Genomic DNA, 26,585 nt, shown 5'->3' with positions numbered 1-26,585 from the left:
ACAAGCAGCCATACCTACGCATTGCGGAGTGTCGTGACGATCTGAGCCTGCGGCGCATGCATCGTGTTTCACGTGAAACGTCGCTCACTGCTGCAGGGAATCATCAGCCGTGGCCGCGCGGCCACACCGCGCGACCGAAAGCCCCTCGTGAGAGGGACGAGGTTGTCCACAGATGTGGATTCCTCCACAGAACCACGGGCCTCGCTGGTTCACGACCCCGAAAGCATGGCAGGCTCTGTCCATTGCGAGTCTGAAGTCGAGGAGAGTGAATCCTTGCGGTCCGACGCCAACATCGCGGGACCGATGACCGATCCGGTCCCCGGTCCCCGTACCGAGTCGGCGGGGGAGGATGTTTCACGTGAAACACCGCCCCCGATGGACGACACCCCCATTGGCCGCGCTGCCCAGCTGGCGGTGGAGGCACTGGGTCGCGCCGGCGAGGGTCTGCCCCGCCCCGAGCAGACGCGTGTCATGGTCGTTGCCAATCAGAAGGGCGGTGTGGGGAAGACCACCACCACGGTCAACCTCGCCGCCTCGCTCGCGCTCCATGGCGCGCGCGTACTGGTGATCGATCTTGATCCACAGGGCAATGCCTCTACGGCGCTCGGGATCGATCACCACGCCGAAGTTCCCTCGATCTATGACGTCCTGGTGGAGAGCAAGCCACTCTCAGAGGTGGTCCAGCCCGTACCGGACGTCGAAGGTCTCTTCTGTGCCCCAGCCACCATCGATCTCGCCGGTGCGGAGATCGAGCTGGTATCGCTGGTGGCACGGGAGAGCCGACTGCAGCGGGCGATCGAGGCGTATGAGCAGCCGTTGGACTACATCCTCATCGACTGCCCGCCCTCGCTCGGCCTGCTGACCGTCAATGCGATGGTCGCCGGCGCAGAGGTGCTGATCCCCATCCAGTGTGAGTACTACGCGCTCGAGGGGCTCGGTCAGCTGCTGCGGAACGTCGATCTGGTGCGTGGGCATCTCAATCCCACGCTGCATGTGTCGACGATCCTGCTCACCATGTACGACGGCAGGACGCGCCTCGCTTCGCAGGTGGCGGACGAGGTGCGGAGTCATTTCGGCAAGGAGGTACTGCGGACGAGCATCCCTAGGTCCGTGCGTATCTCGGAGGCACCGAGCTATGGGCAGACGGTGCTGACCTACGATCCGGGGTCCAGTGGATCCCTTTCGTATCTCGAAGCCGCCCGTGAGATCGCCCTACGAGGGGTCGGGGTGCACTATGACGCCCAGCAGGCCCATGTGGGCAGCCAGAACAGTCAGCAGAGTATGTCGGAGGGGATCCAGTGAGCGAGCGACGTAGAGGATTGGGGCGTGGGCTGGGTGCGCTGATCCCTGCCGCTCCGCAGGAGAAGCAGGTGCCCTCCGCAGGAGCGGCGCCGGCCTCTCCCGGAGCGGGTCCGGTGCTGACCGCGGAGCGGGGTGTGGCCGCTGCGAAGGTGACGTCGCTGCCTCAGGCCGCCACGGCGCCGGACGCGGAGATGGTCGTGCCGGAGCACGAGGCAGTGCCCGAGCCGATGCCGACAGCCGGGGCGCACTTCGCCGAAGTGCCGATTGACTCCATCACGCCGAATCCGCGGCAGCCGCGTGAGGTGTTCGACGAGGACGCACTTGCCGAGCTGATCACCTCCATCAAGGAAGTGGGGCTGCTTCAGCCGGTTGTCGTACGGCAGGTGGGGCCGGAGCGCTATGAGCTCATCATGGGTGAGCGGCGCTGGCGGGCCTGCCGGGAAGCCGGTCTGGAGCGCATCCCGGCGATCGTCCGCGCCACGGACGACGAGAAGCTGCTGCTCGACGCGCTGCTGGAGAACCTGCACCGTGCCCAGCTGAACCCGCTGGAAGAGGCCGCAGCCTACGACCAGCTGCTCAAGGATTTCAGCTGCACGCATGACCAGCTGGCCGACCGGATCGGGCGCTCGCGTCCCCAGGTCTCCAACACGCTGCGATTGCTGCGGCTCTCTCCCCCTGTGCAGCGCAGGGTCGCGGCCGGAGTGCTCTCGGCCGGCCATGCCAGGGCGCTTCTCTCAGTGGATGATTCCGAGGAGCAGGACCGGCTGGCGCATCGCATCGTGGCCGAGGGGCTCTCGGTGCGCGCGGTCGAGGAGATCGTGACCCTGATGGGGTCGCGTCCCCAGAGCAACCCCAAGGCGAAGGGGCCGCGGGCCGGTGGCCGGCTGTCGCCATCGCTGACCGATCTGGCATCGCGTCTCTCGGACCGGTTCGAGACCCGGGTGAAGGTCGACCTGGGACTGAAGAAGGGAAAGATCGTCGTTGAGTTCGCCTCAATAGACGATCTGGACCGGATTCTCGGTGCTCTTGCCCCGGGCGAGAGGCGGGTCCTGGACAGCGACTCCTCCGAGGAGTCCGGGGAGGACGACGAGAGCTGAGGCTCTCGCACTGTCACAGGGCGGGCCGTGTTCCATGCTTACCGGAACACGGCCCGCCCTTTGCTGTCTCCCGGTGTCCGGGGCAGCTCTGGGTGGATACGATGCGTTCTGGTATGGCGCATCCACCTTGATCCACCTCAGAAGGAGAGCGGGCCATGCGATCGGTGAGCCGCAGCCAACTGGTGTCAGCTGGACTGGGTCTTGGAATGCTCGGCGGCTTCGTCGGCAGTCTGCTTCGGGAACGGAGCGTGCTGTCAGCCGCCCGAGGCGCGGCAAGCGAAGGAAGTGAGGAACAGCCTCCATGGGGCGTCGGCTCGTACCGCTCACGCTGGACAACCTTCCGGATCTCCCCAAGCGCTGCCGAGCGTGTGTCTTCTGGGAGCTTGATCCGGTCAGCGGGGAAGCCGCAGTAACAGCGGGCAGGGCCGAGAGGGAGAAGGAAGCCTGGATCTCGGGCGTTCTGCTGGAGTGGGGATCCTGCGGCCGTGTCGTCTATGTCGATGACGTGCCGGTCGGCTTTGTTCTGTACGCGCCTCCGGCGTATGTGCCGCGATCCACGGCCTTCCCGACGAGCCCCGTCTCCCCGGACGCGGTCCAGCTGATGACCGCCTGGATCATGCCGGGCTATCAGGGACAGGGACTCGGCCGGGTGATGGTGCAGACCGTGGCGAAGGATCTGCTGCGGCGGGAGTTCAAGGCCATTGAGGCGTTCGGTGACGCGCGGTGGAAGGAGCCGGCCTGCGTACTGCCCGCCGAGCATCTGCTGGCGGTCGGCTTCAAGACCGTACGTCCGCATCCGAGGTATCCACGGCTGAGACTGGAGCTCCGCACCACGCTCTCCTGGAAGGAAGACGTGGAGCTGGCACTGGACCGGCTGCTGGGCGCCGTGCAGAAGGAACCGGCGCTGCGGCCGCTCTGACACAGTCATCGGGTCTGAAACGGTCATCGGGCCGACGGGACAGGAAAACGGGCCCATCCCCTGGTGGGGGGGATGGGCCCGTTTCACGTGAAACATTGAGGGTCAGCTACCGCTGACTTACTCGCCGATGAAGCTCTCCAGGTCGCGCACGAGCGCGGCCTTGGGCTTGGCGCCGACGATGGTCTTGGCCACCTCGCCGTTCTGGTAGACGTTCAGCGTCGGGATGGACATGACGCCGTACTTGGCTGCGGTGGCCGGGTTCTCGTCAATGTTGAGCTTGACGATCTCGATCTTGTCGCCGTGCTCGGCCGCGATGGCCTCGAGCGACGGCGCGATCTGGCGGCAGGGTCCGCACCAGGCGGCCCAGAAGTCCACCAGTACGGGCTTGTCGCTCTTCAGGACGTCCTCTTCGAACGAGTCGTCGGTCACATGCTTCAGGTCGCCGGCCACGGCGGCCTCCTTAACTTCGTGGGGTGTGGGTGGGTACGGCTGGTCAGACGGTGGCGGTCTTCTCCGGCTCAGCCGTCTTCTCGCTGTCACTCAGCGCGGCGAGGAAGCGCTCGGCGTCGAGAGCGGCGGAGCACCCGGTGCCCGCAGCGGTGATCGCCTGGCGGTAGGTGTGGTCGACGACGTCACCGGCGCCGAAGACGCCGGACAGGTTCGTCCGCGTCGACGGGGCAGCGACGGTGAGGTAACCCTCGTTGTCCAGATCGAGCTGGCCCTTGAAGAGCTCGGTCCGCGGGTCGTGGCCCACCGCGATGAACAGACCGGTCACCGGCAGTGCGGAGGTCTCGCCGGTGGTGGTGTTGCGCAGGGTCAGACCGGAGAGCTTCTGCTCACCGTGGATCTCCGCGACCTCGCTGTCCCAGGCGAACTTGATCTTGGGGTCGGCGAAGGCGCGATCCTGCATGGCCTTGGAGGCGCGCAGGGTGTTCCGGCGGTGAACGATGGTGACGGACTTGGCGAAGCGCGACAGGAAGGTGGCTTCCTCCATCGCGGTGTCGCCACCGCCGACGACGGCGATGTCCTGGTCCTTGAAGAAGAAGCCGTCACACGTGGCACACCAGGAAACGCCGCGTCCGGAGAGCGTGTCCTCGTTGGCCAGGCCGAGCTTGCGGTGCTGGGAGCCGGTCGTGACGATCACGCTCTTGGCGCGGTGCACGGTGCCGGCCGTGTCGGTGACCGTCTTGATGTCACCGGTGAGGTCGACGGCGATGACATCGTCCGGAATGAGCTCGGCGCCAAAACGCTCCGCCTGTCCCCGCATGTTGTCCATCAGGTCCGGGCCCATGATGCCGTCCCGGAAGCCCGGGAAGTTCTCCACATCGGTGGTGTTCATCAGCGCACCACCCGCGGTGACGGCGCCCTCGAAGACCAGCGGCTTCAGCGATGCGCGCGCGGTGTACAGCGCGGCCGTATAGCCGGCGGGCCCGGAGCCGATGATGATCACATTACGGACGTCGCTCACGGGATATTCCTCGTCTCTGCTGACTGCCTACTGGGGCCGGATCAACGACTTCACCCCATCCAACGGATCCTACGGGTCCGGCATTCCCGCGGTGACCCAGCGGCACGGAGGGTGTCGTCAGTGGCGAGTGTAGGAGTGAGTCAGCAGAACTTTTCCCTTGCCCAACGGGGCGCTGTCCACGCATGTCCCGTCGATCACATACGCCTCGACCCGGGTGGCGTCAGCGGAGTCCGGCAGGACGACGAGGTAGGCATCACTGCCCTGGTAGGTGCCCTTCTCGACCGCGAGGACCGGATCGGTGCGGCCGGTGCCCTGTCGAACGCAGGGGGGCACGTCCGGTTCGGGACGGAAGAGCGGGGAGTTCGAGGCACCCCGGTCGGTCGGAGCACCCTGCCGGTCGGTCTTGGGCTCCTTGGATCCCTTGGACGCCGAGCCGGAGGCCAGCAGTGCGTCCACGCGGCCCTGGAGACGGGGCTCCGAGAATTCCTTGCCGTCATTCGCCGTGGCACTGATCCCCGAGCTGGCCTCCGAGCTGTCACTCGAAGATTGCAGTGACTGCAGGGACTGGAGCAGAAGAACGCTGACACCCACGGCGGCTGTTCCGAACACGGTGCCCAGGACGACGTTGCGCCGGCGGCGGCGGGCGTGACTGCTGCGACCGGGGCCGGTGGCGGCCCGTGGACGGCCGGCAGGGCGGTCGGCCGGTACGGCATCTGCCGCTGTCGAGTCCGCGGGCGTGGAGTCCGAGGGCGGGAGGGCTGGGGCGGCGGGCTTCTGGGAGGAGGGCGTTGTTTCACGTGAAACATGCGCAGCCGCGTCATCCGGTGCGGTCGCATCCAGGAGCGCTTCCGCCGCGAGGGCGGCATCGATGCGCCCGGCGACATCGGCAGGCATCCGGGGCGGTCCGGGCAGAGTGCCGAGCAGTCCCCTGATCTCGTCCAGCGAATCACGGACATCGGCGCAGAGCACGCAGCCGACGAGGTGGCTCCGTACGTCAGCGGTACGAGACGGCGAGAGCAGTCCTTCTGCCAGGTCGGAGATCTCCGAGACATCCGGGTGCTGAGTCATGTCGGCCGTAGATGTCATGCGCGCCCACCTCCGCCCTTCGCTGCAGCAGGATCACTTGGTCCTGAATCCCTTGGTCCCGATGCCGGTGGGACGGATGCCCCCGGCGTCCGGTTCCTTCCCCGGCCCATGCCGCTGTTATCCCCGGTGTCCCCCCGCAGATGAGTGAGCATGGGCAGAAGTCTCGCCCGGCCGCGTGCGCAGCGGCTCTTCACCGTGCCGACGGGCACGCCCAGGGCGCGCGCGGCCTCCGCCACGGGATAGCCCTGCATGTCCACGAGCACCAGCGCCGCCCGCTGGTCGATGGGGAGCTTGGCGAGCGCCGCCAGCAGCTGGCGGTGGAGGTCCCGGCGCTCGGCAGGGGCCTCCGCCGACTCATGGGGCTCAAGAAGCTGTTCCAGCCGCTCGGTGTCATCCATGGGGGAGGTCTTGCGAGACGCGGCCTTACGGGCCCGGTCGAGGCAGGCATTGACGGTGATGCGGTGCAGCCAGGTGGTCACGGCGGACTGCCCGCGGAAGGTGTGGGCCGCGCGGAAGGCGGAGACCAGGGCGTCCTGGACCGCGTCAGCCGCTTCTTCGCGGTCGCCCAGGGTCCGGAGGGCGACGGCCCAGAGCCGGTCGCGGTGGCGCCGTACCAGCTCACCGAAGGCATGAGGGTGGCCTGCGACATGAGCGCTCAGAAGGTCCTGATCACTTGTGTCGCCGAGTGCGGCGTCGTCCAACGGTGAGCCCCCTCCCCTGGTCCGGTCAGCTGGTGATCTCGATCTCCGAGACCTTGCCCCGGTAGTTACCGTCGCTGGTCTTCGGAAGATCGGTCAGCCAGATCAGAACGTACCGTGCCTGGAGCGGCTTTCCGGGCTTGAGGGCGACTTTCTCACCGGATCCCTCGGCAACCTTCGTGAAACCGTCCAGTGCGCCCGGCTGAGATGTCGCGTCCGCGGACGCGGCCCTCAGCTCGACGGCGGTGGTCCCTCCGAGGAAGGAGACGTCCACCTGGCCGATCTGCTGAGCCGTGCCGAGATCCAGGATGATGCCGACGCCGGATTTGAGGCGGCCGAAGTCCGAGCTGAAGTAGCCGTCGGTGTTCCAGAACGTGCCCGGGTCGCCGTCATAGCTGTTCTTTATCCCGGCGGGCTTCTCGGACTTGTCCTGGCCGAGCGGGTCGAAATCCCGGGCGCCGACGATGGCGACCGGCTTTCCGGGCTGGATCGCCTTGTCACCGTCTCCGGTGGTCGTCTCGGTGGGAGTGGTGTCGCTCCCCTCCCGTCCCCCGTCGAGGAGCCGGTCGGCCACCTGCCAGCTGCCGAGCCCGAGGGCGGCGATCAGGAGCGCGGCGACGGTCCACTTCAGCGCCTTGCCGGTACGGCCCTGAAGCGGCGGCGGCGGCATCACCGGTGCGGGGGCGGGCGCCCCGGGAACCGACGGCGGCCGCCCGTACGTGCCCTGCTGGTAGGTGGTGCGCTGGTATTCGGGCGGGGCGGTGAAGGTGGGCTCCGGTGGCCGGACACGCGGCATCTCCGCGACTGCCGCGGCCAGCTCGTCCGGGGTGGTGCACGGTGGTTCCTGCCGGGAGGCAGTGGCACCGTCGTTGATGAGGGCCCGCATGGCGAGCTCCGAGAGACCGCGGTGGACGCCGGCGCGTACCTGGTCGGGGGCGATCAGCCCGACACCCTTGGGCAGGCCGGAGAGCCCGTAGGCGTCCGTCTCGTACGGCCAGCGCTGGGTCAGCGCGGCATAGAGGAGCGCGCCGATCGCCTCGGTGTCGGTGCGTTGCGGCCGCTCGGCGCTGATTCCGCGCAGAGCGGCGTTCACGGCGAGGCCACGGATCCGGTACTGGCCGGAGGAGGTCCGCAGTACCGCCCCTGGCGTGAGCCGCAGATGCGCGAGGCCTTCGCGATGAGCGGCGGCCATGGCCTGGGAGATCTGGCTGACCAGCTGGTAGGCGTCGTGGGCGTCCATCGGCCCCGAGGCGAGGAGAGCGGTGAGCTCGACGGCGTCCGGCAGCCACTCATGGACGACGTAGACGAGGTCGTTCTCCTCGACGGCGTCCAGGACCTGCACAAAGCGCGGGTCGCCGAGCAGGGCCGCTGATCTGGCCGCGGCCAGTACGGAACGGGCTCGCGGATGGTCGGCGGGAAGGAGGTGGACGCCTACCGCACGGCGCAATTTCTCGTCGACCGCACGCCAGCTGCTGAAACCGTCCAGACGGGTGACGCACTCCTCCAGACGGTAGCGTCTGGCGAGTTTGTGGCCGCTGTGCAGCTCGGGCGACGCGCCGGCCGGCTCGGTGCTCTGCCGCTCACCGCCCGTGTCCGGCGCGGACTTCTCCGCCGTGTCCTGGGCTTTCGTCAACCCGTCGGTCGTGGCCTTGCCCGCCTTGGCGGTCAGCGGCTCATCACCGCTGTTGTCGGCCACGTCGACGGCAGCCGTGCTACGTTCCGCCACCGTCGCTCCTGCCTCCCCATCCGTTGCGCACTATCCAACAGCCAAGCCAATTGTGCCCACAGTCGGCCCCTATGCACGACACGCGGCGACCGAGGATGGTTGTGCTCGGCGGCGCCGCCTCAGCGTCCGAGGCGTCCGCGCACCATGCCGACCATGGCGTTGAGTTCTTCGATCCGCATCTTCTTCGCCGCGACGAAGAAGAGCCCCAGAAGGACGATCCCGCCGCCGGCCAGCGCCGCCAACGAGGCGAGAGCGCCGCTGCCGAGACTGTGCAGGACGGCGTAGGCGACGCCGCCCGCCGCGAGGGCTCCCGGGACGGATGCCAGGCAGAGCCGGGCGTATGTACGCAGCACGCGGCCGCCGTCCAGATCGCCGCCCAGCCGGTTCCGCAGCCTGCGCCACGCGATACCCACGCCGACCGCGTAGGCCAGTCCGTACGAGGCCGCCATGCCGACCACGGCCCAACGGGGGGGAAGGACGACGTAGCAGAGGGCGGACGCCGCGGCGTTGACCGCGGCGACGATGACGGTGTTGTAGAAGGGCGTCCGGGTGTCCTCGTAGGCGTAGAAACCGCGCAGCACGACGTACTGCACGGAGTACGGAATGAGTCCGAGGGCGAACGCCATGAGGATGAAGCCCATGGACCGTGCGGATTCCAGGCCGCTCGACGAGAACATCAGGATGGAGAGCGGGACACCCAGGGCGAGGAATCCGAAGGCGATCGGGACGATCGCGACCGCGGAATTACGCAGTCCCTGGGAGATGTCGTCGCGTACCGCGCCCGGATCGCCGTCGTGAGCGGCCCGGGAGATCCTGGGCAGCAGCGCGGCCATGACCGAGACGGTGATGATGGCCTGCGGCATGCCCCAGATGAGCTGGGCGTTGCTGTAGGCGAGGATGCCGGTGCCGTCCTTGCCGGAGGCTTCGCCGGCGGCGGTGGCCAGCTGGGTGACGACCAGCACACCCGCCTGGTTGGCGAGGACGAACAGCACGGTCCACTTGGCGAGCTTGACCGTCTTGCCGAGGCCGTGGCCCTTCCAGTCGAACCGCGGGCGGAACCGGAACCCGGTTTCACGGAGGTAAGGGATCATCGCGAGCGCCTGGACGGCGAGGCCGAGCAGCGTACCGATGCCCAGCAGCCGTACGCCGTCCGGCGGGATCGTACGGACGGTCATGCTCGAGTCGGCGGCGGTGCCGTACACCCAGATGAACAGACCGAACGTGGCGATCATGACGATGTTGTTGAGGACCGGGGTCCACATCATCGCGCCGAACTTCCCGCGCGCGTTGAGGATCTGGCCCATCACCACGTGCACGCCCATGAAGAAGATCGTGGGCAGGCAGTAGCGGGCGAAGGTGACGGCGACGTTGTTGGCGGCGGGATCACTGGCGATCGTGTCCGACATCAGCCGGACCAGCAGCGGTGCCCCGAACACGGCGAGGGCCACGATCGCGCCGAGCGCCACCATGACGAGGGTCAGCAGCCGGTTGGCGTAGGCCACCCCGCCGTCGTCGTCGTTCTTCATCGCCCGCACGAGCTGCGGTACGAACACGGAGTTGAGGCCACCGCCGACGGTGAGGATGTAGATCATCGTCGGCAGGGTGTAGGCCACGGTGAAGGAGTCACCGAGCAGCGCCGCGCCCAGGGCGGCGGTGATCACCAGGCTCCGTACGAAGCCGGTGAGCCGGGAGACCAGCGTGCCCGCGGCCATCACCGCACTGGACTTGAGCAGACCCGCGGCCCGGCCGCCCGGCTTCTTGGCCGGGGACGGCGCCGAGGCCGGCGCGGGTGCGGCCGGGCCCGGCACCGTGACCTGCTGGTCGCGGTAGAGGTGCGCGAAGGCGTTCGGCGGCGGCGGCTCGTCTCCGGCCTCGGAGACCAGCTCGTCGACGCCCGTGAACTGAGTGGTTCTCGGGTCGTCCCCGTACGGCAGACGCCGGGAAGGACCGGAGGGCTCGGGCGGCGGCGTCTGGGCCCAGACCCGGGGATCGGGCGCGTGCTGCTGCGCGGGCGGCTGCTGGTACAGCTGCTGGGTCTCCTGGTACGTGCCCGGAGGCGGCGGCGGATGCGAGGCGCGGTCGTACAGCGCCTCGGTCACCGGGTCCTGCGTGGAGAGGTCCTGAGACCAGTAGGGGTCCTGGCTGTAAGCATCCTGGACATAGGGATCCTGGGCAGGCTGCGGAGAAGGCGGAACCTGGCCTGCCGGATCGCCGCCCGCGCCCTGCCCGCGGTCACCGTCGTACGGCGCGTTCATGGTTACCCCACCTCATCGTCCCCGGCCGACCGGCCACGACATCGCTCAACGGTCCACTTTCTCACCCGTACCCGACGGGTCCGCGCTTTGCGGTCCGGTGTCCGGTGTCGGGTCACTCGGCTGCTCGGGTTCTGTGTCCTTCGCGGCCTGCGAGCCGTCCGTGCCGGGCGCGCTCCCGGGGTCGTCGACGCCCTCGTCGTTGTCCGTGAGCTCCGCGTCCGTGAGCTCCGCGGCCGCCCTACGGGCCACCGCGCGCTTGCGCCGGCTGTACATCTTGACCCCGGCGAGGACCAGCAGCAGCACTCCGCCGGCGATGACGAGCATCACAGTGGTCGTGATCTCGGAGACCTTGACCTGGAAGGTCATGGGGTCGCCGTACGGCTTGCCGTCCACCGTGTAGAGCTGGGCGGTCACCTGGACCGGGCCGTTGGCATTGCCCGCGCCGGTGAACTTCACCGACTGGCTGTGTCCGCCGTCGATCTTGATGGGCCGCTCCGCGACAGCCCGGTCGCCGTCGATCTTGAGGCGGGTCGGGTTGTCGGACTTGAGGCGCAGCACCAGCTCCTCGACGCCCTGCAGCAGTTTGTTCTGGACGGTCACCGGGATCGTCGCGCTGCGTCCGGACAGGGTGAGGACGGACTTCGGGATGAGCTGTACCTCGGTGGTCAGGTCCCGCAGATAGCGCTCCACCGTGAAGCGGTACTGCTGGGCCCCGCCCGCCTCGCCGCGCCAGGACGTAGACATCGCCCGGTTGATCGCGTTGCCGAAGGGAGCGGCCACACGGTCGGGTGCGCTGAGGATGGCCTTGAAGTTCTCGAGCCGGTCCTGCGTGTTCTTGATCTCCACGAACGCCTGGGTCGGCAGCTCCTGGCCCCGCAGCTTCTTCGGGTACCGCGAAGAGCCGGGCACCTTGGTGGTGGCGTCCGAGTCGGGCTTGGCCGCGGCCGCCGCGATCAGATCGGCCGGCTCCGTCCACCGCTCGGGGTCCAGACCGTGCAGCGCGCGCGCCATGGACTGCGCCTGGGCGGCCGTCGGCATGCGCTGGGGCGCGACGACGGCGCTGCGCTGATTGTCGGGCTCCTGCAGCGTCAGGGCCAGTGACTGGGCGAGGAACTTCTGGACCGCGAGAGTGGAGCTGCTCGCCGCCGTCATGTCGCCCTGGAAGGCGGTGGAGAGCCGGGTGTCGGCGACGACAGCCGTGGTTCCACCGCCGATCGGCCGTGCGGCGCTGGGGGTGTACGGCAGGTTGTCCTGCAGGCTGTCGCTGCGGGTGATCACCTTGTGGGCGCCCGCCGAGGTCGCGACATCGACGATCGAGGGGTCGATCGCGCCGTCCACGGGCCAGGCGAAGTCGACGGACGGCTTCACATGGAGGATGGTCTCCACGGTCTTCCCGGCCACGTCGGTGGCGGGCTGGAGATGGCTGAGCGCGCCGGAGACTCCCTTGCCGCGGTGTGCCAGCGACGCCAGGTCCGGGTCGGCGAACGGCAGTGCGATGACCTTACGGCCCTGCACCGCCTTCTCAAGGTTGTTGAGCCACTGGTTGGCCACGGCCTGGTTCTTGCCCGGGATGGTGGACTTCCCGTTTCTGATCCGGTAGTTCCGGGTCATCGCATCGGCGGTGGCGAGCAGATCGGGGTCGATCACCCAGGTGACGGGAAGCTCGTTGCCGAGGGAGACCATCTGCTCCAGCCGCCCACCGGGGGCCAGCTCCTTGGCCAGGTCGTCGTTCTCGAAGACCGCGGTCTGCTGATCGTCCGAGCCGGTCTCCGCGGAGAGATGCGGCGTAGAGATCAGCGGCCAGAGGGCGGTGAGCTGGGTCTTCTGGTCCGTCGCCTCGGGCTGCCAGGGGAGGAAAGTGCGCTGGATGCCGAGCACCTGTTCGTACGGTGCGTTGGCTGTCTGCCCGGTCAGTGAGACACCGAGCTGGTAGACGCCGTCCTCGCCGAGTCCGAGCTCGCCGACCGGTACGGAGAGGGTGAAGTCCTGGGGGATGCCGGACGCGAGCTTCGGGAAGGTGACCTTGTACTTGCCACCGACGGGAGCCACATCACCCGAGGCGTTGCCCGAGCGCTTGGAGGCGTCGTCGATCGCGGTCCTGCCGGACAGCCGCGGGCCCACCCGCAGATCCACCTGGGCGCCGGTGATGGTGTTCTTGCCCTCGTTGGTCACCGTGCCGGAGACGGTGAGTGTGTCGCCCTTCACCGGGGCGCTGGGGCTCAGTGTGTCGAGCGCCACATCGACCGTACGGGAGCCACTGGCCGCCGGCGCGGCCTGAGCCGCCGGGGCCGCTGTGCCTGCCAATAGTCCGGCCAGGAGCGGCGCCCCTGCGATCACGGAGGCTGTGCGCCGCAGCCACTGGCGGGCAGGAGAGTGACCCGTCCCCTGGAAGTCTGCCGCCTCCGCCACGCGCTCGCCCGTCCCTCGTCATCGTTGGTTGCCGTTGGTGGTTGTCGATTATTGCGTCCACGCATGGTAACGATGTGCGCTGTGGCGAAGTGCTTGGGACTGCTCCACATGATCTTAAGAATCTCATGCGCCGCCGGAAACCTATGCATCGGAGGCCGGGGAGACCGAAACAGGGGCGCCCGCATGAGCCGCGGCACGTACCCTTTTCTGTTGTGCCGAACGCCAATGAAGACAATCCCAGCGCACTGAGTCAGGTGCAGCGCCGCGCGGTCAGTGAACTGTTGCGGGTGTCCCCCGTCGCCGACGATCTCGCCCGCCGGTTCCAGGAGGCCGGATTCGGTCTCGCCCTGGTCGGCGGCTCGGTCAGGGACGCCCTTCTCGGCCGGCTCGGGAATGACCTGGACTTCACGACCGATGCCCGGCCGGAGGACGTTCTCAAGATCGTCAGGCCGTGGGCGGACGCGGTGTGGGAGGTCGGGATCGCCTTCGGTACGGTCGGCAGCCAGAAGGACGGCTATCTGATCGAGGTGACGACGTACCGCTCGGAAGCCTACGACCGGACGTCACGCAAACCCGAGGTGTCCTACGGCGACTCCATCGAGGAGGACCTCGTACGCCGGGACTTCACGGTGAACGCCATGGCTGTCGCGCTGCCGCAGAAGGAATTCATCGATCCCCACGGCGGGCTTGAGGATCTCTCCGCCCAGGTGCTGCGTACGCCCGGCACCCCTGAGGAGTCCTTCTCCGACGATCCGCTGCGGATGCTCCGGGCCGCGCGTTTCGCCGCGCAACTGGACTTCGAGGTGGCCCCGGAAGTCGTCGCGGCCATGGAAGCCATGTCCGACCGCATCGAGATCGTCTCCGCCGAGCGGGTACGTGACGAACTGAACAAGCTGATCCTCTCCGCTCACCCGCGCAAGGGCCTGGCGCTGCTCGTCGACACCGGGCTCGCCGACCGGGTGCTGCCCGAGCTGCCGGCGCTTCGCTTGGAGAGTGATGAGCACCACCGGCACAAGGATGTCTACGAGCACTCACTGACCGTCCTGGAGCAGGCCATCGACCTGGAGGAGGACGGACCCGACCTGGTGCTGCGGCTGGCCGCGCTCCTGCACGACATCGGCAAGCCCCGGACGCGGCGCTTCGAGCAGGACGGCCGGGTCTCCTTCCACCACCACGAGGTGGTGGGCGCGAAGATGACCAAGAAGCGGATGGCCGCGCTCAAGTACTCCAACGAGTTGGTGAAGGACGTCACGCGGCTGGTGGAGCTGCACCTGCGCTTCCACGGCTACGGGATGGGCGAGTGGACCGACTCCGCGGTGCGGCGATATGTACGCGACGCTGGCCCGCTGCTGCGGCGGCTCCACAAGCTGACCCGCTCGGACTGCACCACACGGAACAAGCGCAAGGCGAACGCGCTCTCCCGGGCGTACGACGGCCTGGAGGAGCGCATCGCCCAACTCCAGGAGCAGGAGGAGCTCGACGCCATCCGGCCCGATCTGAACGGTAACCAGATCATGGAGATCCTGGGCGTGAGCCCCGGTCCGGTGATCGGGGCGGCGTACACGTTCCTGCTGGAGCTGCGACTGGAGAACGGGCCGATGGAGCACGATGCGGCCGTCGCTGCCCTCAAGGAATGGTGGGCCGCGCAGAACTGAAGTCAAGCGGGTCATGTTTCACGTGAAACATGACCGGCGCGCACTACTCCGGAGGCGATGTTTCACGTGAAACATCGCCTCCCGCGTATCAGGGTTACGGCGGTGACGGCGTAGAGGATCGCAACCGTCATCACGAGGGGCGCCGAGCGGCCGTCCGGGGGCAGCATGAGCGCCGCCACAGCGGCAGCGCCGACAAAGGCGACGTTGAAGAGGACGTCGTAGAGGGAGAAGACCCGGCCGCGGAACTCATCGTCCACCGCTGTCTGCACCACGGTGTCCGTGGCTATTTTCGCGCCCTGCGTGATCAGGCCGAGCACGAACGCGGCTATCAGCAGGGGAACGGGTGCGAAGGCCAGCCCCAGGGCCGGTTCGAGGATGGCTGCCGTCCCCGCGCACACCGTCATCCACCCGGACGGACCGAGCCGCCCCACCGCCCATGGCGTGAGCACCGCAGCGGTGAAGAATCCAGCGCCGGAGAGGGCAAGGGCGAACCCGAGCAACGCCAGCCCGTCGGACTCCCGCTCCGTCCAGGCGTACCTGCAGAGCATCAGCACCATCACGGTCAGCGCCCCGTAGCAGAAGCGCATCACCGTCATGGCGGCCAGCGCCCGGGCCGCTGCCCGCTGCTCCGCGAGATGACGTAGTCCGGCCGCGAGTCCCCGCACGGTGGACGTCAGGGCGGCTCCCAATCGCGGCTGGACGAGGGCCGCCGCGGGTCCGAGGAGCTCACGTGCCATCAGGAGCGAGGTGAGTGCCGCACCGAGGTAGAGGACGGCGCCCAGCAGCATGACGACGGCATCGGAGTCCGCGGCCGTCAGCCGTACGAGAAGGGCGAGTCCGCCGCCCGTGGTCGCGGCGAGCGTTCCGGCCGTCGGGGAGAGCGAGTTCGCAAGGACGAGACGGTCGTCGTCGACCACATGAGGCAGAGCGGCCGAGAGCCCGGCGAGAACGAACCGGTTGACGGCGGTCACGGACAACGCTGAGGCATAGAAGAGCCAGTCGGGCCCGGAGGCCAGGATCAGCAGCGCCGTACAGCTCGCCAGAAGGGCCCGCAACAGGTTCCCGTACAGGAACACCTGGCGGCGCTGCCAGCGGTCCAGCAGCACGCCGGCGAACGGGCCGATCACCGAGTAGGGCAACAGCAGGACCGCCATGGCGGAAGCGATGGCGGCGGGCGAGGTCTGCTTCTCGGGGGAGAAGACGACGTAGGCGGCGAGCGCGACTTGGAAGACGCCGTCAGCCGCCTGGGAGAGCAGACGGACCGCCAGCAGCCGGCGAAAATCGCTGAGGCGCAGCAGTACGCGCAGATCATCACGTACAACAGGCATGCGGACCAGCGTCACATACGCGCCGGCAGCACATACGAGAAGGGTCTCGGACAAGCAGCCCGGAGACCCTTCTCGTATGGACGGGGAAAGCCGGGCTCTAGCGCTCGACCTCGCCCCTGATGAACTTCTCGACGTTCTCGCGGGCCTCGTCGTCGAAGAACTGGACCGGCGGGGACTTCATGAAGTACGAGGACGCGGAGAGGATCGGGCCGCCGATGCCGCGGTCCTGGGCGATCTTCGCGGCGCGCACGGCGTCGATGATGACACCCGCGGAGTTCGGGGAGTCCCAGACCTCGAGCTTGTACTCCAGGTTCAGCGGGACGTCGCCGAAGGCGCGGCCCTCAAGACGGACGTACGCCCACTTGCGGTCGTCGAGCCAGGCGACGTAGTCCGACGGGCCGATGTGGACGTTGTCGGCACCCAGGTCGCGGTCGGGGATCTGGGAGGTGACCGCCTGCGTCTTGGAGATCTTCTTGGACTCCAGGCGCTCACGCTCGAGCATGTTCTTGAAGTCCATGTTGCCGCCGACGTTCAGCTGCATCGTGCGGTCCAGGACGACGCCCCGGTCCTCGAAGAGCTTCGCCATGACGCGGTGCGTGATGGTGGCGCCGACCTGGGACTTGATGTCGTCACCGACGATCGGGACACCGGCCTCGGTGAACTTGTCCGCCCACTCCTTCGTGCCGGCGATGAAGACCGGGAGGGCGTTGACGAAGGCGACCTTGGCGTCGATGGCGCACTGCGCGTAGTACTTGGCAGCGGCCTCGGAACCCACGGGCAGGTAGCAGACCAGGACGTCGACCTGCTTGTCCTTGAGGGTCTGGACGATGTCGACCGGCGTCTCGGGGGACTCCTCGATCGTCTGGCGGTAGTACTTGCCCAGACCGTCGAGGGTGTGACCGCGCTGGACGGTGAGGCCCGTGGACGGCACGTCACAGATCTTGATGGTGTTGTTCTCGCTGGCGCCGATGGCATCCGCGAGGTCGAGGCCGACCTTCTTCGCGTCGACGTCGAAGGCGGCCACGAACTCGATGTCCCGTACGTGGTACTCGCCGAACTGGACGTGCATCAGACCCGGTACCTTGCCCGCCGGGTCGGCGTCCTTGTAGTACTCGACGCCCTGCACCAGTGAGGCGGCGCAGTTGCCCACGCCGACGATGGCTACGCGAACCGAACCCATTCCGCTTGCTCCCTGTGTGATCTCAGTGTTCCTGATGAAACCCTGCGGAGATGCAGGGCCTCACGTGGCGGTGTCCGCGGACGGATCCGGCGGTCCGGGACGTCCCGGGGGCATGCCCCCGGAGGACGCGGCATCCCGGTGCCGGGGCAGGCCGTCCGCTTCTCCAGATGTGTCTTCCTGCGCGGCGGGATCCCCGGGGAAGGACCGTCTCTGATCCCGCCCCGCCCGCTCGCTCTCGATGAGCTCGTTCAGCCAGCGCACTTCGCGCTCCACGGACTCCATGCCGTGCCGCTGCAGCTCAAGCGTGTAGTCGTCGAGGCGCTCGCGCGTACGGACCAGGGAGGCGCGCATCTTCTCCAGACGCTCCTCCAGCCTGCTGCGGCGGCCCTCCAGCACCCGCATCCGCACCTCGCGCTCCGTCTGACCGAAGAAGGCGAACCGAGCAGCGAAGTGCTCGTCCTCCCAGGCGTCGGGTCCGGTGTGCGAGAGGAGCTCCTCGAAGTGCTCCTTACCTTCCGCCGTCAACCGATAGACGATCTTGGCGCGGCGCCCGGCGAGGGAAGCGGCGAGCGCGTCTTCCGGAGCGCTGCCCGGCTCTTCGATCAACCAGCCGTTGGCGACCAGCGTCTTGAGACAGGGGTAGAGCGTTCCGTAGCTGAAGGCCCGGAAGATCCCCAGCGAGGTGTTGAGCCGTTTCCGCAGCTCATAGCCGTGCATGGGGGACTCGCGGAGCAGACCGAGGACAGCGAACTCAAGGATGCCCGAGCGTCTGCTCACCCTTCGCCTCCTCCTGTCCGGGACCTTATGCCGTGCTGATGTATCGACTCGATACATCAGCACGATAGAACGAGGATGCTGCCGCGACAAGAGGGGCCATGGTGAACGAGGTCACATTGACAATTCTCATGAAGCAACTTGCCTGATTTGGGGTGAACTTCAGCTCTCGGCGGGTTTTGACCGTGCGTAGTCTGTGCGGCATGCAGACCACCGGGAACCGTGTGGCGCCGATAAGCGTCAAGACTGTCGGCCTACCGGATGCATGCCGGATGAGCCTGATGCCGGGCTGGTCCGTATCCATTTCGGGGGGACCGGAACTCAACTGCCGCTTCCAGGCGTCCGCGCCTGCCCGAGGAGTAGTCGTTCGATGAGCGAGCACCGTCGCAAACCGCCAGAGCCGCAGGGTGGCGGTCGTGCCGCGGCCAGGCGTGCAGCCCAGCAGCCGTCCGGCCGCCGCGCTGCCCCTTCCCGAGAAGCCGCTTCGGCTTCGCCCTCCGGTTCGCACGAGGAGGAGCGTTCCTACGGCGGCCGAGCCGAAGCCAGGCGGGCTGCCCAGAAGGGCGGCCGCAGGCGCGCTCCCGACGGCGGGGGCGCCGGTCATGGCGGATCCGGCGGAGGCCGGCGCGGAGGCGGCGGGCCTGACGGCCCCGGCCGCGGCCGGGGCGGGCAGCCGTCCAAGAAGCGGCTGATCGACTATCCGCGCCATGACAAGTACGGCTGGCATCGGTGGGTGCCCTCCTGGAAGCAGACCACCGGTCTCTGCGTCGCTTTCCTCGGCTCGGTCATGGTCGCGGGAACCATCGCGTACGCCGTGGTCGATGTGCCAAGTGCACAGCTCTCCTCGAAGGCCGAGAACAACGTCTACTACTGGGACGACGGCACCCCGATGGTTTCCACGGGGGGTGAGGTCAACCGGCAGATCGTCGGGATCGAGCAGATCCCCGCGGCGATGCAGAACGCGGTCATCTCCGCGGAGAACAAGTCGTTCAGAGAGGACTCCGGGATCGACCCGATGGGTATCGGCCGGGCCGTCGTCAATATGGCCAAGGGCGGCCAGACCCAGGGTGGATCCACGATCACCCAGCAGTACGTCAAGAACGCCATGCTGGGTGACCAGAGCCAGACCTTGGACCGCAAGTTCAAAGAGCTGTTCATTTCCATGAAGGTCGGCACCCAGAAGACCAAGCCCGAGATCATGCATGGCTATCTGAACACGTCGTACTACGGACGCGGCGCCTACGGCATCCAGGCCGCGGCCCGTACGTACTACGGCAAGGACTCCAAGGACCTCAACCCGAGCGAGTGCGCCTTCCTCGCCACGCTCCTCAAGGGCGCGACGTACTTCGACCCGGCCGGCGCCACCGAGATCGACCCGACAGCCAGCGCCAAGGAAAACACCGTGCGCGCCACGAAGCGCTGGCGGTGGATCCTCGACGAGATGGAGAAGGACGGCCATCTCGACGCCACTGAGCGCGCCAAGTACAAAGAGTTCCCGATGCCGGACCCCCCGAAGAAGAACGCCCAGTTGGGCGGACAGATCGGCTATCTGGTCGACCTGGCCAAGGCGTACTTCATCAACAACAACACTGAGGGCTACACAGCTCTAGCGTTGTCCAAGGGCGGCTTCGAGATCCACACGACCTTCAACAAGAAGAAGGTCGAGCAGCTGCGTAAGGCCGTCACCAAGGTCTACGACGCCAACATCGACCCCAAGAAGCGCCCGAAGACCGACAAGCATGTCCAATTCGGTGGTGCCTCGGTGGACGTCGCGACCGGAAAGATCGTCGCCATCTACGGCGGACAGGACGCCACCAAGCACTTCACCAACAACGCCGACCAGACGGGTGCCCAGGTCGGATCGACCTTCAAGCCGTACGTGCTGGCCGCGGCGATGGAGGACGGTGTACGTGATCCCAAGCTCCCGGAGACACAGAGCAGGGACCAGCGCACGCCCGTATCGCCGGACAAGTCCGTGTACAACGGCGACAACAAGCTGAAGATCAAGAACTACGACGGTTCGACCTGGACCAACAAGGACGACAAGGAGTGGTTGCAGACCAACGACGGCCAGCGGTCGTACGGTCCCATTGATCTGCGTGAGGCCATGAGGGAATCCGCCAACTCCCCGTTCGTCCAGCTGGGCATGGACGTCGGCATCCCTCAGGTGAGGGACGCCGCGATCAGGGCCGGCCTCCGGGATGACGACACGCTCTCCAGGTCCAATGTGCCGTCGTTCTCGATCGGTATCTCCTCTCCGAGCGCCATCCGGATGGCGGGCTCCTACGCCACGTTCGCGTCCAGCGGCAAGCAGCGGGATCCCTACTCCGTCGACGAGGTGCTGAAGGGCGGCGAGGTCGTCTTCAAGCACAAGGACACGACGGAGGACGCGTTCCCCGCGGCGGTCGCGGACAACGTCACGGACGTACTGAAGACCGTGGTGGAGAAGGGCACCGGTACGAACGCGCAGCTCGAGGGGCGCGAGGTGGCCGGGAAGACCGGTACCACCGACGGCAACAAGTCGGCCTGGTTCGTGGGCTACACCGCGCAGCTGTCGACCGCCATCGATATGTACCGGATGGACGACGACGCGACGAACAAGAATCGTGAGTTCCTCGAGATGTACGGCACCGGCGACCAGGAGTCGATCCACGGCGCGTCCTTCCCCTCCGAGATCTGGCACGACTACATGGCAGAGGCGGTCAAGGGCCAGGAGGCCGTGCCCTTCCCCACGCCCGAGCCCATCGGTGAGGCCGTCTACGGCGGCGGCGCCGAGCCGTCCCCGACGCCGAGCCCGACCCCGTCCGAGACGCCTTCGCAGACGCCTTCACAGACCCCGTCCGTGACTCCGTCCGAGTCCGACATCACCCCGAGCGGAAGCTGCGACCAGTGGTTCGGCTGCGGTGACAACGGCGGGGCCGACCAGGGCGCCGACCAGGGTGCTGATCAAGGCGGGGCCAACGGAGGCGGCGACGGGGGAGTCACCAACTCTCCCTCAACGCCGCCCGGAGCCGATCAAGGCGGCCAGAACGGTGGCAACGGAGGGATCTTCGGGGCCCCCGGGGGATAGCGTCCCGGCCCCAGGTAGCCGACACGAGGGCCGTCGCACCGGTGACGTACAGATTCGCTGTACGTACGGTGCGGCGGCCCTCGCCGCGTCCACGGCCGCGTACGGCAGGATGGGCGGCATGCCGAGCGCAGAAGAGACAACCGTGCACCAGGACCGGCCGGTCGTACCGCCCACCCGGCGGGACGAGATCGCCGCGGCCGGCAGCGAGCTGATCGGCGGACCTGTCGGGCGCTGGGCCTGGTACGGCAGCAGCTGGCTCACGCCCGTACGGGTCGTCGCACTGGTGGCGATCGGGATGTTCGCGCTGGGCATGGCGCAGAAGATGCCGTGCTACGACTGGGCGTGGTTCCGGGGCACCAGCTCGCAGTACACCCACGCCTGTTACTCGGACATTCCGCACCTCTTCCTGGGGCGGGGTTTCTCCGACGACCTGGTGCCGTACTTCGACCGGCTGAACGGCGACATGGAGTACCTGGAGTACCCCGTGCTGACGGGCGTCTTCATGGAGGTCGCCTCCTGGCTGACGCCGGGCGGCTCCATCCAGTACCGCGAGCAGATGTACTGGATGGTCAACGCGGGGATGCTGATGATCTGCGCCGCGGTCATCGCGGTCTGCGTCGCCCGCACCCATCGCCGCCGCCCCTGGGACGCCCTGCTGGTCGCTCTGGCGCCCGCTTTCGCGCTCACCGCCACCATCAACTGGGATCTGTTCGCCGTGGCTCTCACGGCCGCCGCGATGCTCATGTGGTCACGCGGCCGGGCCCTGGCCTTCGGTATCCTCATCGGGCTCGCGACAGCCGCCAAGCTCTATCCCGTACTGCTCCTGGGGCCGCTGCTCGTCCTGTGCTGGCGGGCCGGCAAGCTCCGGGAGTTCGGAACGGCGTTGCTGGGAACCGCGGGCGCGTGGCTGGTGGTGAATCTGCCGGTGATGGTGCTCGCGCCCGAGGGGTGGAAGAAGTTCTACACCTTCAGCCAGGAGCGGTCGGTCGACTTCGGCTCCTTCTGGCTGATCATCACACAGCGCACGGGCAAGTCGCTGGATGTCGGAACCGTCAACACCTACGCGATGCTGCTGATGCTGCTGGCATGCGCGGGTATCGGGGCGCTGGCCCTGTCGGCGCCGCGCCGGCCGCGCTTCGCGCAGCTCGCCTTCCTCGTGGTCGCGGCCTTCATCCTCACCAACAAGGTCTATTCGCCGCAGTACGTACTCTGGCTGGTTCCGCTGGCCGCCCTGGCCCGGCCGCGCTGGCGGGACTTCCTGATCTGGCAGGCCTGCGAGGTCATGTACTACCTGGGGATCTGGATGTACCTCGCGTACACGACGAGCGGCGACGACCACCGGGGACTGCCGACCGAGGGCTATCAGCTCGCCATCGCGGTACATCTCCTGGGGACGCTGTATCTGTGCGCGCTGATCGTCCGGGACGTCCTGAAGCCGGAACGGGACGGCGTACGGAGCGACGGCTCGGACGACCCCTCGGGCGGCGTGCTGGACGGCGCGGCGGACGTGTTCGTACTGGGACAGGCGACCCGTCCGGCGCAGCACACGGCCCAGGCGGTGGAGGGACCGCGGGTCGAGTGGGGGGTACGGCCGCCCGGGGCCGCCTGAGCCGTTTCTGAGGCCGCCCGATCGGCCCGCGGGGCTGTCAGTGGCCCTCGCCGGGCCGGCTGGGGGGCTGGGAGCTGGGAGCGTCAGCGGTCGACGAGGCGGTCGAACTGGGTCGTCGTGTGGCGCAGATGGGCCACCAGCTCGTCGCCCACCTTGGGCTCCTGAGCCTCAGCGGGCACGAACAGGATCGACACCTGCATGTGCGGCGGCTCGGCGAACCAGCGCTGCTTGCCGTCCCAGACGAACGGCGAGAGGTTGCGGTTGACCGTGGCCAGGCCGGCCCGGGCGACGCCCTTGGCACGCGGCATCACGCCGTGCAGGGCCTTGGGGGCCTCCAGACCGACGCCGTGGGACGTGCCCCCGGCGACGACCACCAGCCAGCCGTCCGAGGCGGCCTTCTGCTGGCGGTAGCCGAACCGGTCGCCCTTGGTGACCCTGGTGACGTCCAGGACGGAGCCGCGGTACTCGGTCGCCTCATGGTCACCGAGCCACAGCCGCGTACCGATGCGGGCGCGGAAGCGGGTCTGCGGGAACTGCTGCTGCAGCCGGGCCAGCTCCTCGGCGCGCAGATGGCTGACGAACATGGTGTGCAGGGGGAGGCGCGCGGCGCGCAGCCGGTCCATCCAGCTGATGACTTCCTCGACCGCGTCGGAGCCGTCCGTACGGTCGAGCGGGAGGTGCAGGGCGAAGCCTTCGAGCCGTACGTCCTCTATGGCCGCGTGCAGCTGGCCGAGCTCCTCCTCCTTGACGCCATGGCGCTTCATGGAGCTCATGCACTCGATGACGACACGTGCGCCCACCAGCGCGAACACACCGTCGACGGACGAGACGGAACGGATGACGCGGTCGGGCAGCGGTACCGGCTCCTCGCCGCGCCTGAAGGGCGTGAGGACGAGGAGGTCGCCGCTGAACCAGTCCTTGATCCGGGCGGCCTCGTAGATGGTGCCGACGGCGAGCGTGTCGGAGCCGAAACGGGTGGTCTCGTCGGCGAGACGCTCATGACTGAAGCCGTAGCCATTGCCCTTGCAGACCGGGACGAGCCCGGGGAACTGCTCGATGACCGACTTCTGGTGCGCCCGCCAGCGCGCGGTGTCGACGTAGAGGGAGAGCGCCATGCCGGTCCGGAACCTTTCTCGTGGCTGCGGTGTATGAAGGTTATGAGTGGTCTGGGGAAAGTCGCGGGGCTTACGGAAATGTCCGCCGGCCCGTCATCGCGGTCAGCGGCGCGACATGTAGATGTCGAGCGCCTTGTGGAGCAGTTTGTTGAGCGGGAAGTCCCACTCGCCGATGTACTCGACGGCCTCGCCGCCGGTGCCCACCTTGAACTGGATCAGTCCGAAGAGGTGGTCGGTCTCGTCGAGCGAATCGGAGATGCCGCGCAGGTCGTAGACGGTGGCGCCCATCGCGTAGGCGTCGCGCAGCATCCGCCACTGCATCGCGTTCGAGGGCCGGACCTCACGCTTGTGGTTGGCGGAGGCGCCGTAGGAGTACCAGACATGGCCGCCGACGATCAGCATGGTCGCGGCCGCGACGTTCTCGCCCTCGTGACGCGCGAAGTAGAGACGCATGCGGTTGGGGTCCTCGGTGTTCAGGACGGTCCACATGCGCTGGAAGTACGACAGCGGGCGCGGCCGGAAGTGATCGCGCTCGGCGGTGATCTCGTACAGCCGCTGCCACTCGGCCAGATCCTCGTAGCCGCCCTGGACGACGTCGACGCCGGCCTTCTCGGCCTTCTTGATATTGCGCCGCCACAGCTGGTTGAAGCCCTTGAGGACATCGTCGAGCGAGCGGTTCGCCAGGGGCACCTGGAAGACATAGCGCGGCTGTACGTCACCGAAGCCGGCGCCGCCGTCCTCGCCCTGCTGCCAGCCCATCTTGCGCAGCCGGTCGGACACTTCGAAGGCGCGCGGCTCGATGTGCGTGGCCTCGACATCGCGCAGGCGCTTGACGTCCTGGTCCTGGATACCGGATTTGATCGCGGTCGAGTCCCAGCGGCGGATGACGACCGGCGGCCCCATCTTGACCGAGAAGGCGCCCTGGTGCTTGAGATGCGCCAGCATGGGCTGGAGCCAGTCGTCCAGATTGGGGGCGTACCAATTGATCACCGGGCCCTCGGGCAGATACGCCAGATACCGCTTGATCTTGGGCAGCTGCCGGTAGAGCACCAGTCCGGCCCCGACGAGCTGGTCGTTCTTGTCGAACCAGCCCAGGTTCTCGGAGCGCCACTCCGTCTTGACGTCAGCCCATGCCGGGACCTGGCAATGACTCGCCGCGGGCAGGCTCTGGATGTACGCCAGATGCTGCTCGCGGCTGATGGTCCTCAGGGTCAGGCTCATGCGGGGCGCTCCTCGGCAGGTGTGTCCCCATGGATACAGGGGCTCCGGCTCTCGCGCCGAAGCCTACTGCGCCGATGGAGCGCCCCGTCTGCCCGGACGGCCAGGTCCTGACCGGACAGGGGCTAGCCGATGATCCCTCCGAACAGTCCGCCGTGCGCCATTCCGAGGAAGAAGCCGACCGCTGAGGCCCCCAGACCGACGATGGTCAGGAAGCGTTCACGGGTCGTCACGGAGATGAACTGTGCGTACGCGCCGGTCAGGATCCCCACCAGCCCGGCCCACGAGCTGATCAGGTGGAGGTTGTAGAAGCCCGCCGTGATGAGGGCGAGAAGTCCCAGTGCCAGCGTCACCGCCATCAGAGTGTCCTGAAGCGGATGACGCTTGCCGTCCGTGGCGAAGAGAGAGGTCGCGGAGTTCGGTCGCATTGCCTGTGCCATGTGGCACCTCCTGGCTTTGCCGGAAGGCGGCGCATCGTAGCGCCGCACACACCCGATGTGTACAGATTGCGTCCGAGGGCGGCCGGATTTCAAGCGGAAGGCAGTGAGCGGGTAGTCTGTACGGTCTGCACCGGTGTCTGCCCAGGCCAGAACACGATCCCTCGCACGTCGAGCCGGATTGTCAGTGGCGGCCGATACCGTTGCTTACGCATCACGACCCTCCTGCCACGGAACGACCGTGGCCGCTGAGTCCAAAGGAGGTGGGTTCCACATGCGTCACTACGAGGTGATGGTCATCCTCGACCCCGATCTCGAGGAGCGAGCAGTCTCCCCGCTGATCGAGAACTTCCTCTCCGTTGTCCGTGAGGGCAGCGGAAAGGTCGAGAAGGTCGACACCTGGGGCCGTCGTCGTCTCTCTTACGAGATCAAGAAGAAGCCCGAGGGCATCTACTCGGTCATCGACCTGCAGGCCGAGCCTGCGGTCGTCAAGGAGCTCGACCGACAGATGAACCTGAACGAGTCGGTCCTCCGGACCAAGGTCCTCCGTCCCGAGACCCACTGAGCTCCTAGCTCAGAGGTCATCGGGTTCGAGTAGCAGCAAGCAGCCAGAAGCAATCCCCGCCGAGAGGTTCACCCATGGCAGGCGAGACCGTCATCACGGTCGTCGGCAATCTCGTCGACGACCCCGAGCTGCGCTTCACCCCGTCCGGTGCGGCGGTCGCGAAGTTCCGCGTCGCGTCCACTCCCCGCACCTTCGACCGTCAGACCAATGAGTGGAAGGACGGCGACAGCCTGTTCCTCACCTGCTCGGTCTGGCGTCAGGCGGCGGAGAACGTCGCCGAGTCGCTTCAGCGAGGCATGCGCGTTGTCGTGCAGGGCCGGCTGAAGCAGCGGTCCTACGAGGACCGCGAGGGCGTCAAGCGCACGGTCTACGAGCTGGATGTCGAGGAAGTCGGCCCCAGTCTCAAGAACGCCACGGCCAAGGTCACCAAGACCACCGGTCGCAGTGGCCAGGGCGGTTACGGCGGCGGCCAGCAGGGCGGCGGCGGCAGCTGGGGCGGCGGCCCCGGTGGTGGTGGCCAGCAGGGCGGTGGCGGTGCTCCCGCCGACGACCCGTGGGCCACCAGCGCGCCGGCCAGTGGCGGCCAGCAGCAGCCGCAGAGCGGCGGGGGCAATGGAGGCGGCTGGGGCGGAAGCTCCGGCGGCGGCTACTCGGACGAGCCTCCCTTCTAAGGG

At 67.7% G+C, this 26,585-nt stretch carries 21 protein-coding genes; 8 read left to right on the top strand and 13 right to left on the bottom strand.

Annotated elements, in window-relative coordinates; translation table 11 throughout:
* Positions 1–225 precede the first annotated feature (225 nt).
* From ACFVWW_RS09455 to ACFVWW_RS09445, 3 genes are all read left to right on the top strand, one after another.
* The gene (locus ACFVWW_RS09455; RefSeq protein WP_384178307.1) at positions 226–1,302 is read left to right on the top strand and encodes a ParA family protein; all 1,077 of its coding nucleotides are present in this window, start codon (positions 226–228) and stop codon (positions 1,300–1,302) included.
* A complete protein-coding gene (locus tag ACFVWW_RS09450; protein ID WP_384178304.1) occupies positions 1,299–2,399 on the top strand; it encodes a ParB/RepB/Spo0J family partition protein in 1,101 nt (366 codons plus the stop codon). The genes ACFVWW_RS09455 and ACFVWW_RS09450 overlap by 4 nt, the downstream gene beginning before the upstream one ends.
* Positions 2,400–2,700: 301 nt before the next feature.
* Positions 2,701–3,318, top strand: coding sequence for a GNAT family N-acetyltransferase (locus ACFVWW_RS09445; protein ID WP_384178301.1), 618 nt, complete (start codon positions 2,701–2,703; stop codon positions 3,316–3,318).
* A 117-nt stretch (positions 3,319–3,435) separates the two neighbouring features.
* Here the strand turns inward: ACFVWW_RS09445 and trxA are convergent, their stop codons facing one another.
* The 7 genes from trxA to ACFVWW_RS09410 form a co-directional block, all read right to left on the bottom strand.
* Positions 3,436–3,768: a thioredoxin gene (trxA, locus tag ACFVWW_RS09440; protein WP_319681722.1), complete on the bottom strand. Its 333-nt coding sequence runs from the start codon at positions 3,766–3,768 to the stop codon at positions 3,436–3,438.
* Positions 3,769–3,811: 43 nt separating this feature from the next.
* The gene (gene trxB, locus ACFVWW_RS09435; RefSeq protein ID WP_384178297.1) at positions 3,812–4,786 is read right to left on the bottom strand and encodes a thioredoxin-disulfide reductase; all 975 of its coding nucleotides are present in this window, start codon (positions 4,784–4,786) and stop codon (positions 3,812–3,814) included.
* 117 nt (positions 4,787–4,903) lie between these two features.
* Positions 4,904–5,872 carry a hypothetical protein gene (locus ACFVWW_RS09430; protein WP_384328871.1) on the bottom strand — a complete coding sequence of 323 codons (969 nt, stop codon included), beginning with the start codon at positions 5,870–5,872 and terminating at the stop codon, positions 4,904–4,906.
* Positions 5,869–6,573: an RNA polymerase sigma factor SigM gene (gene sigM / locus ACFVWW_RS09425; protein WP_384178292.1), complete on the bottom strand. Its 705-nt coding sequence runs from the start codon at positions 6,571–6,573 to the stop codon at positions 5,869–5,871. Before sigM ends, ACFVWW_RS09430 begins: the two co-directional genes overlap by 4 nt.
* 25 nt (positions 6,574–6,598) lie before the next feature.
* Positions 6,599–8,296: a protein kinase family protein gene (locus tag ACFVWW_RS09420; protein ID WP_386877013.1), complete on the bottom strand. Its 1,698-nt coding sequence runs from the start codon at positions 8,294–8,296 to the stop codon at positions 6,599–6,601.
* Positions 8,297–8,415: 119 nt separating this feature from the next.
* Positions 8,416–10,551, bottom strand: a complete 2,136-nt coding sequence (gene murJ / locus ACFVWW_RS09415; RefSeq protein WP_384178286.1) for a murein biosynthesis integral membrane protein MurJ — start codon at positions 10,549–10,551, stop codon at positions 8,416–8,418.
* A 45-nt stretch (positions 10,552–10,596) separates the two neighbouring features.
* Positions 10,597–12,960: a DUF6049 family protein gene (locus ACFVWW_RS09410; protein ID WP_386877011.1), complete on the bottom strand. Its 2,364-nt coding sequence runs from the start codon at positions 12,958–12,960 to the stop codon at positions 10,597–10,599.
* A 212-nt stretch (positions 12,961–13,172) separates the two neighbouring features.
* Between ACFVWW_RS09410 and ACFVWW_RS09405 the strand changes: the two genes are divergently transcribed.
* Positions 13,173–14,615 carry a CCA tRNA nucleotidyltransferase gene (locus ACFVWW_RS09405; RefSeq protein WP_386877009.1) on the top strand — a complete coding sequence of 481 codons (1,443 nt, stop codon included), beginning with the start codon at positions 13,173–13,175 and terminating at the stop codon, positions 14,613–14,615.
* A 62-nt stretch (positions 14,616–14,677) separates the two neighbouring features.
* Here ACFVWW_RS09405 and ACFVWW_RS09400 read toward each other — a convergent pair whose 3' ends face one another.
* From ACFVWW_RS09400 to ACFVWW_RS09390, 3 genes are all read right to left on the bottom strand, one after another.
* Entirely contained in the window at positions 14,678–15,943 is a 1,266-nt protein-coding gene (locus ACFVWW_RS09400; RefSeq protein ID WP_386877007.1) for an MFS transporter, read from the bottom strand.
* A 97-nt stretch (positions 15,944–16,040) separates the two neighbouring features.
* A complete protein-coding gene (locus ACFVWW_RS09395; protein WP_386877005.1) occupies positions 16,041–17,123 on the bottom strand; it encodes an inositol-3-phosphate synthase in 1,083 nt (360 codons plus the stop codon).
* 60 nt (positions 17,124–17,183) lie between these two features.
* Positions 17,184–17,900, bottom strand: a complete 717-nt coding sequence (locus ACFVWW_RS09390; RefSeq protein ID WP_384328890.1) for a helix-turn-helix transcriptional regulator — start codon at positions 17,898–17,900, stop codon at positions 17,184–17,186.
* A gap of 367 nt (positions 17,901–18,267) precedes the next feature.
* On the opposite strand from ACFVWW_RS09390, the gene ACFVWW_RS09385 reads away from it, so the two are divergent.
* The gene (locus ACFVWW_RS09385) at positions 18,268–20,967 is read left to right on the top strand and encodes a transglycosylase domain-containing protein (RefSeq protein WP_386877003.1); all 2,700 of its coding nucleotides are present in this window, start codon (positions 18,268–18,270) and stop codon (positions 20,965–20,967) included.
* 118 nt (positions 20,968–21,085) lie between these two features.
* On the top strand, positions 21,086–22,576 hold the full coding sequence (locus ACFVWW_RS09380) for a glycosyltransferase family 87 protein (RefSeq protein WP_386877001.1): 1,491 nt from the start codon (positions 21,086–21,088) through the stop codon (positions 22,574–22,576).
* 83 nt (positions 22,577–22,659) lie between these two features.
* Here the strand turns inward: ACFVWW_RS09380 and ACFVWW_RS09375 are convergent, their stop codons facing one another.
* The 3 genes from ACFVWW_RS09375 to ACFVWW_RS09365 all read right to left on the bottom strand — a co-directional run bounded on the left by ACFVWW_RS09375 (position 22,660) and on the right by ACFVWW_RS09365 (position 25,349).
* A complete protein-coding gene (locus ACFVWW_RS09375; protein ID WP_384178262.1) occupies positions 22,660–23,691 on the bottom strand; it encodes an alanine racemase in 1,032 nt (343 codons plus the stop codon).
* A gap of 102 nt (positions 23,692–23,793) precedes the next feature.
* Positions 23,794–24,912: a lipid II:glycine glycyltransferase FemX gene (locus ACFVWW_RS09370; RefSeq protein WP_384178259.1), complete on the bottom strand. Its 1,119-nt coding sequence runs from the start codon at positions 24,910–24,912 to the stop codon at positions 23,794–23,796.
* Between the two features lie 122 nt (positions 24,913–25,034).
* Positions 25,035–25,349, bottom strand: coding sequence for a hypothetical protein (locus tag ACFVWW_RS09365; protein ID WP_384178256.1), 315 nt, complete (start codon positions 25,347–25,349; stop codon positions 25,035–25,037).
* Between the two features lie 271 nt (positions 25,350–25,620).
* On the opposite strand from ACFVWW_RS09365, the gene rpsF reads away from it, so the two are divergent.
* The gene (rpsF, locus tag ACFVWW_RS09360) at positions 25,621–25,911 is read left to right on the top strand and encodes a 30S ribosomal protein S6 (RefSeq protein WP_280887590.1); all 291 of its coding nucleotides are present in this window, start codon (positions 25,621–25,623) and stop codon (positions 25,909–25,911) included.
* Positions 25,912–25,985: 74 nt separating this feature from the next.
* Complete coding sequence (locus ACFVWW_RS09355) at positions 25,986–26,582, top strand: single-stranded DNA-binding protein (RefSeq protein WP_384178252.1); 597 nt, start codon at positions 25,986–25,988, stop codon at positions 26,580–26,582.
* Positions 26,583–26,585 lie beyond the last annotated feature (3 nt).

This window comes from Streptomyces sp. NPDC058198 (assembly GCF_042882605.1).
GTDB lineage: Bacteria > Actinomycetota > Actinomycetes > Streptomycetales > Streptomycetaceae > Streptomyces.
This window is presented reverse-complemented; position numbering and strand designations above follow the sequence as displayed.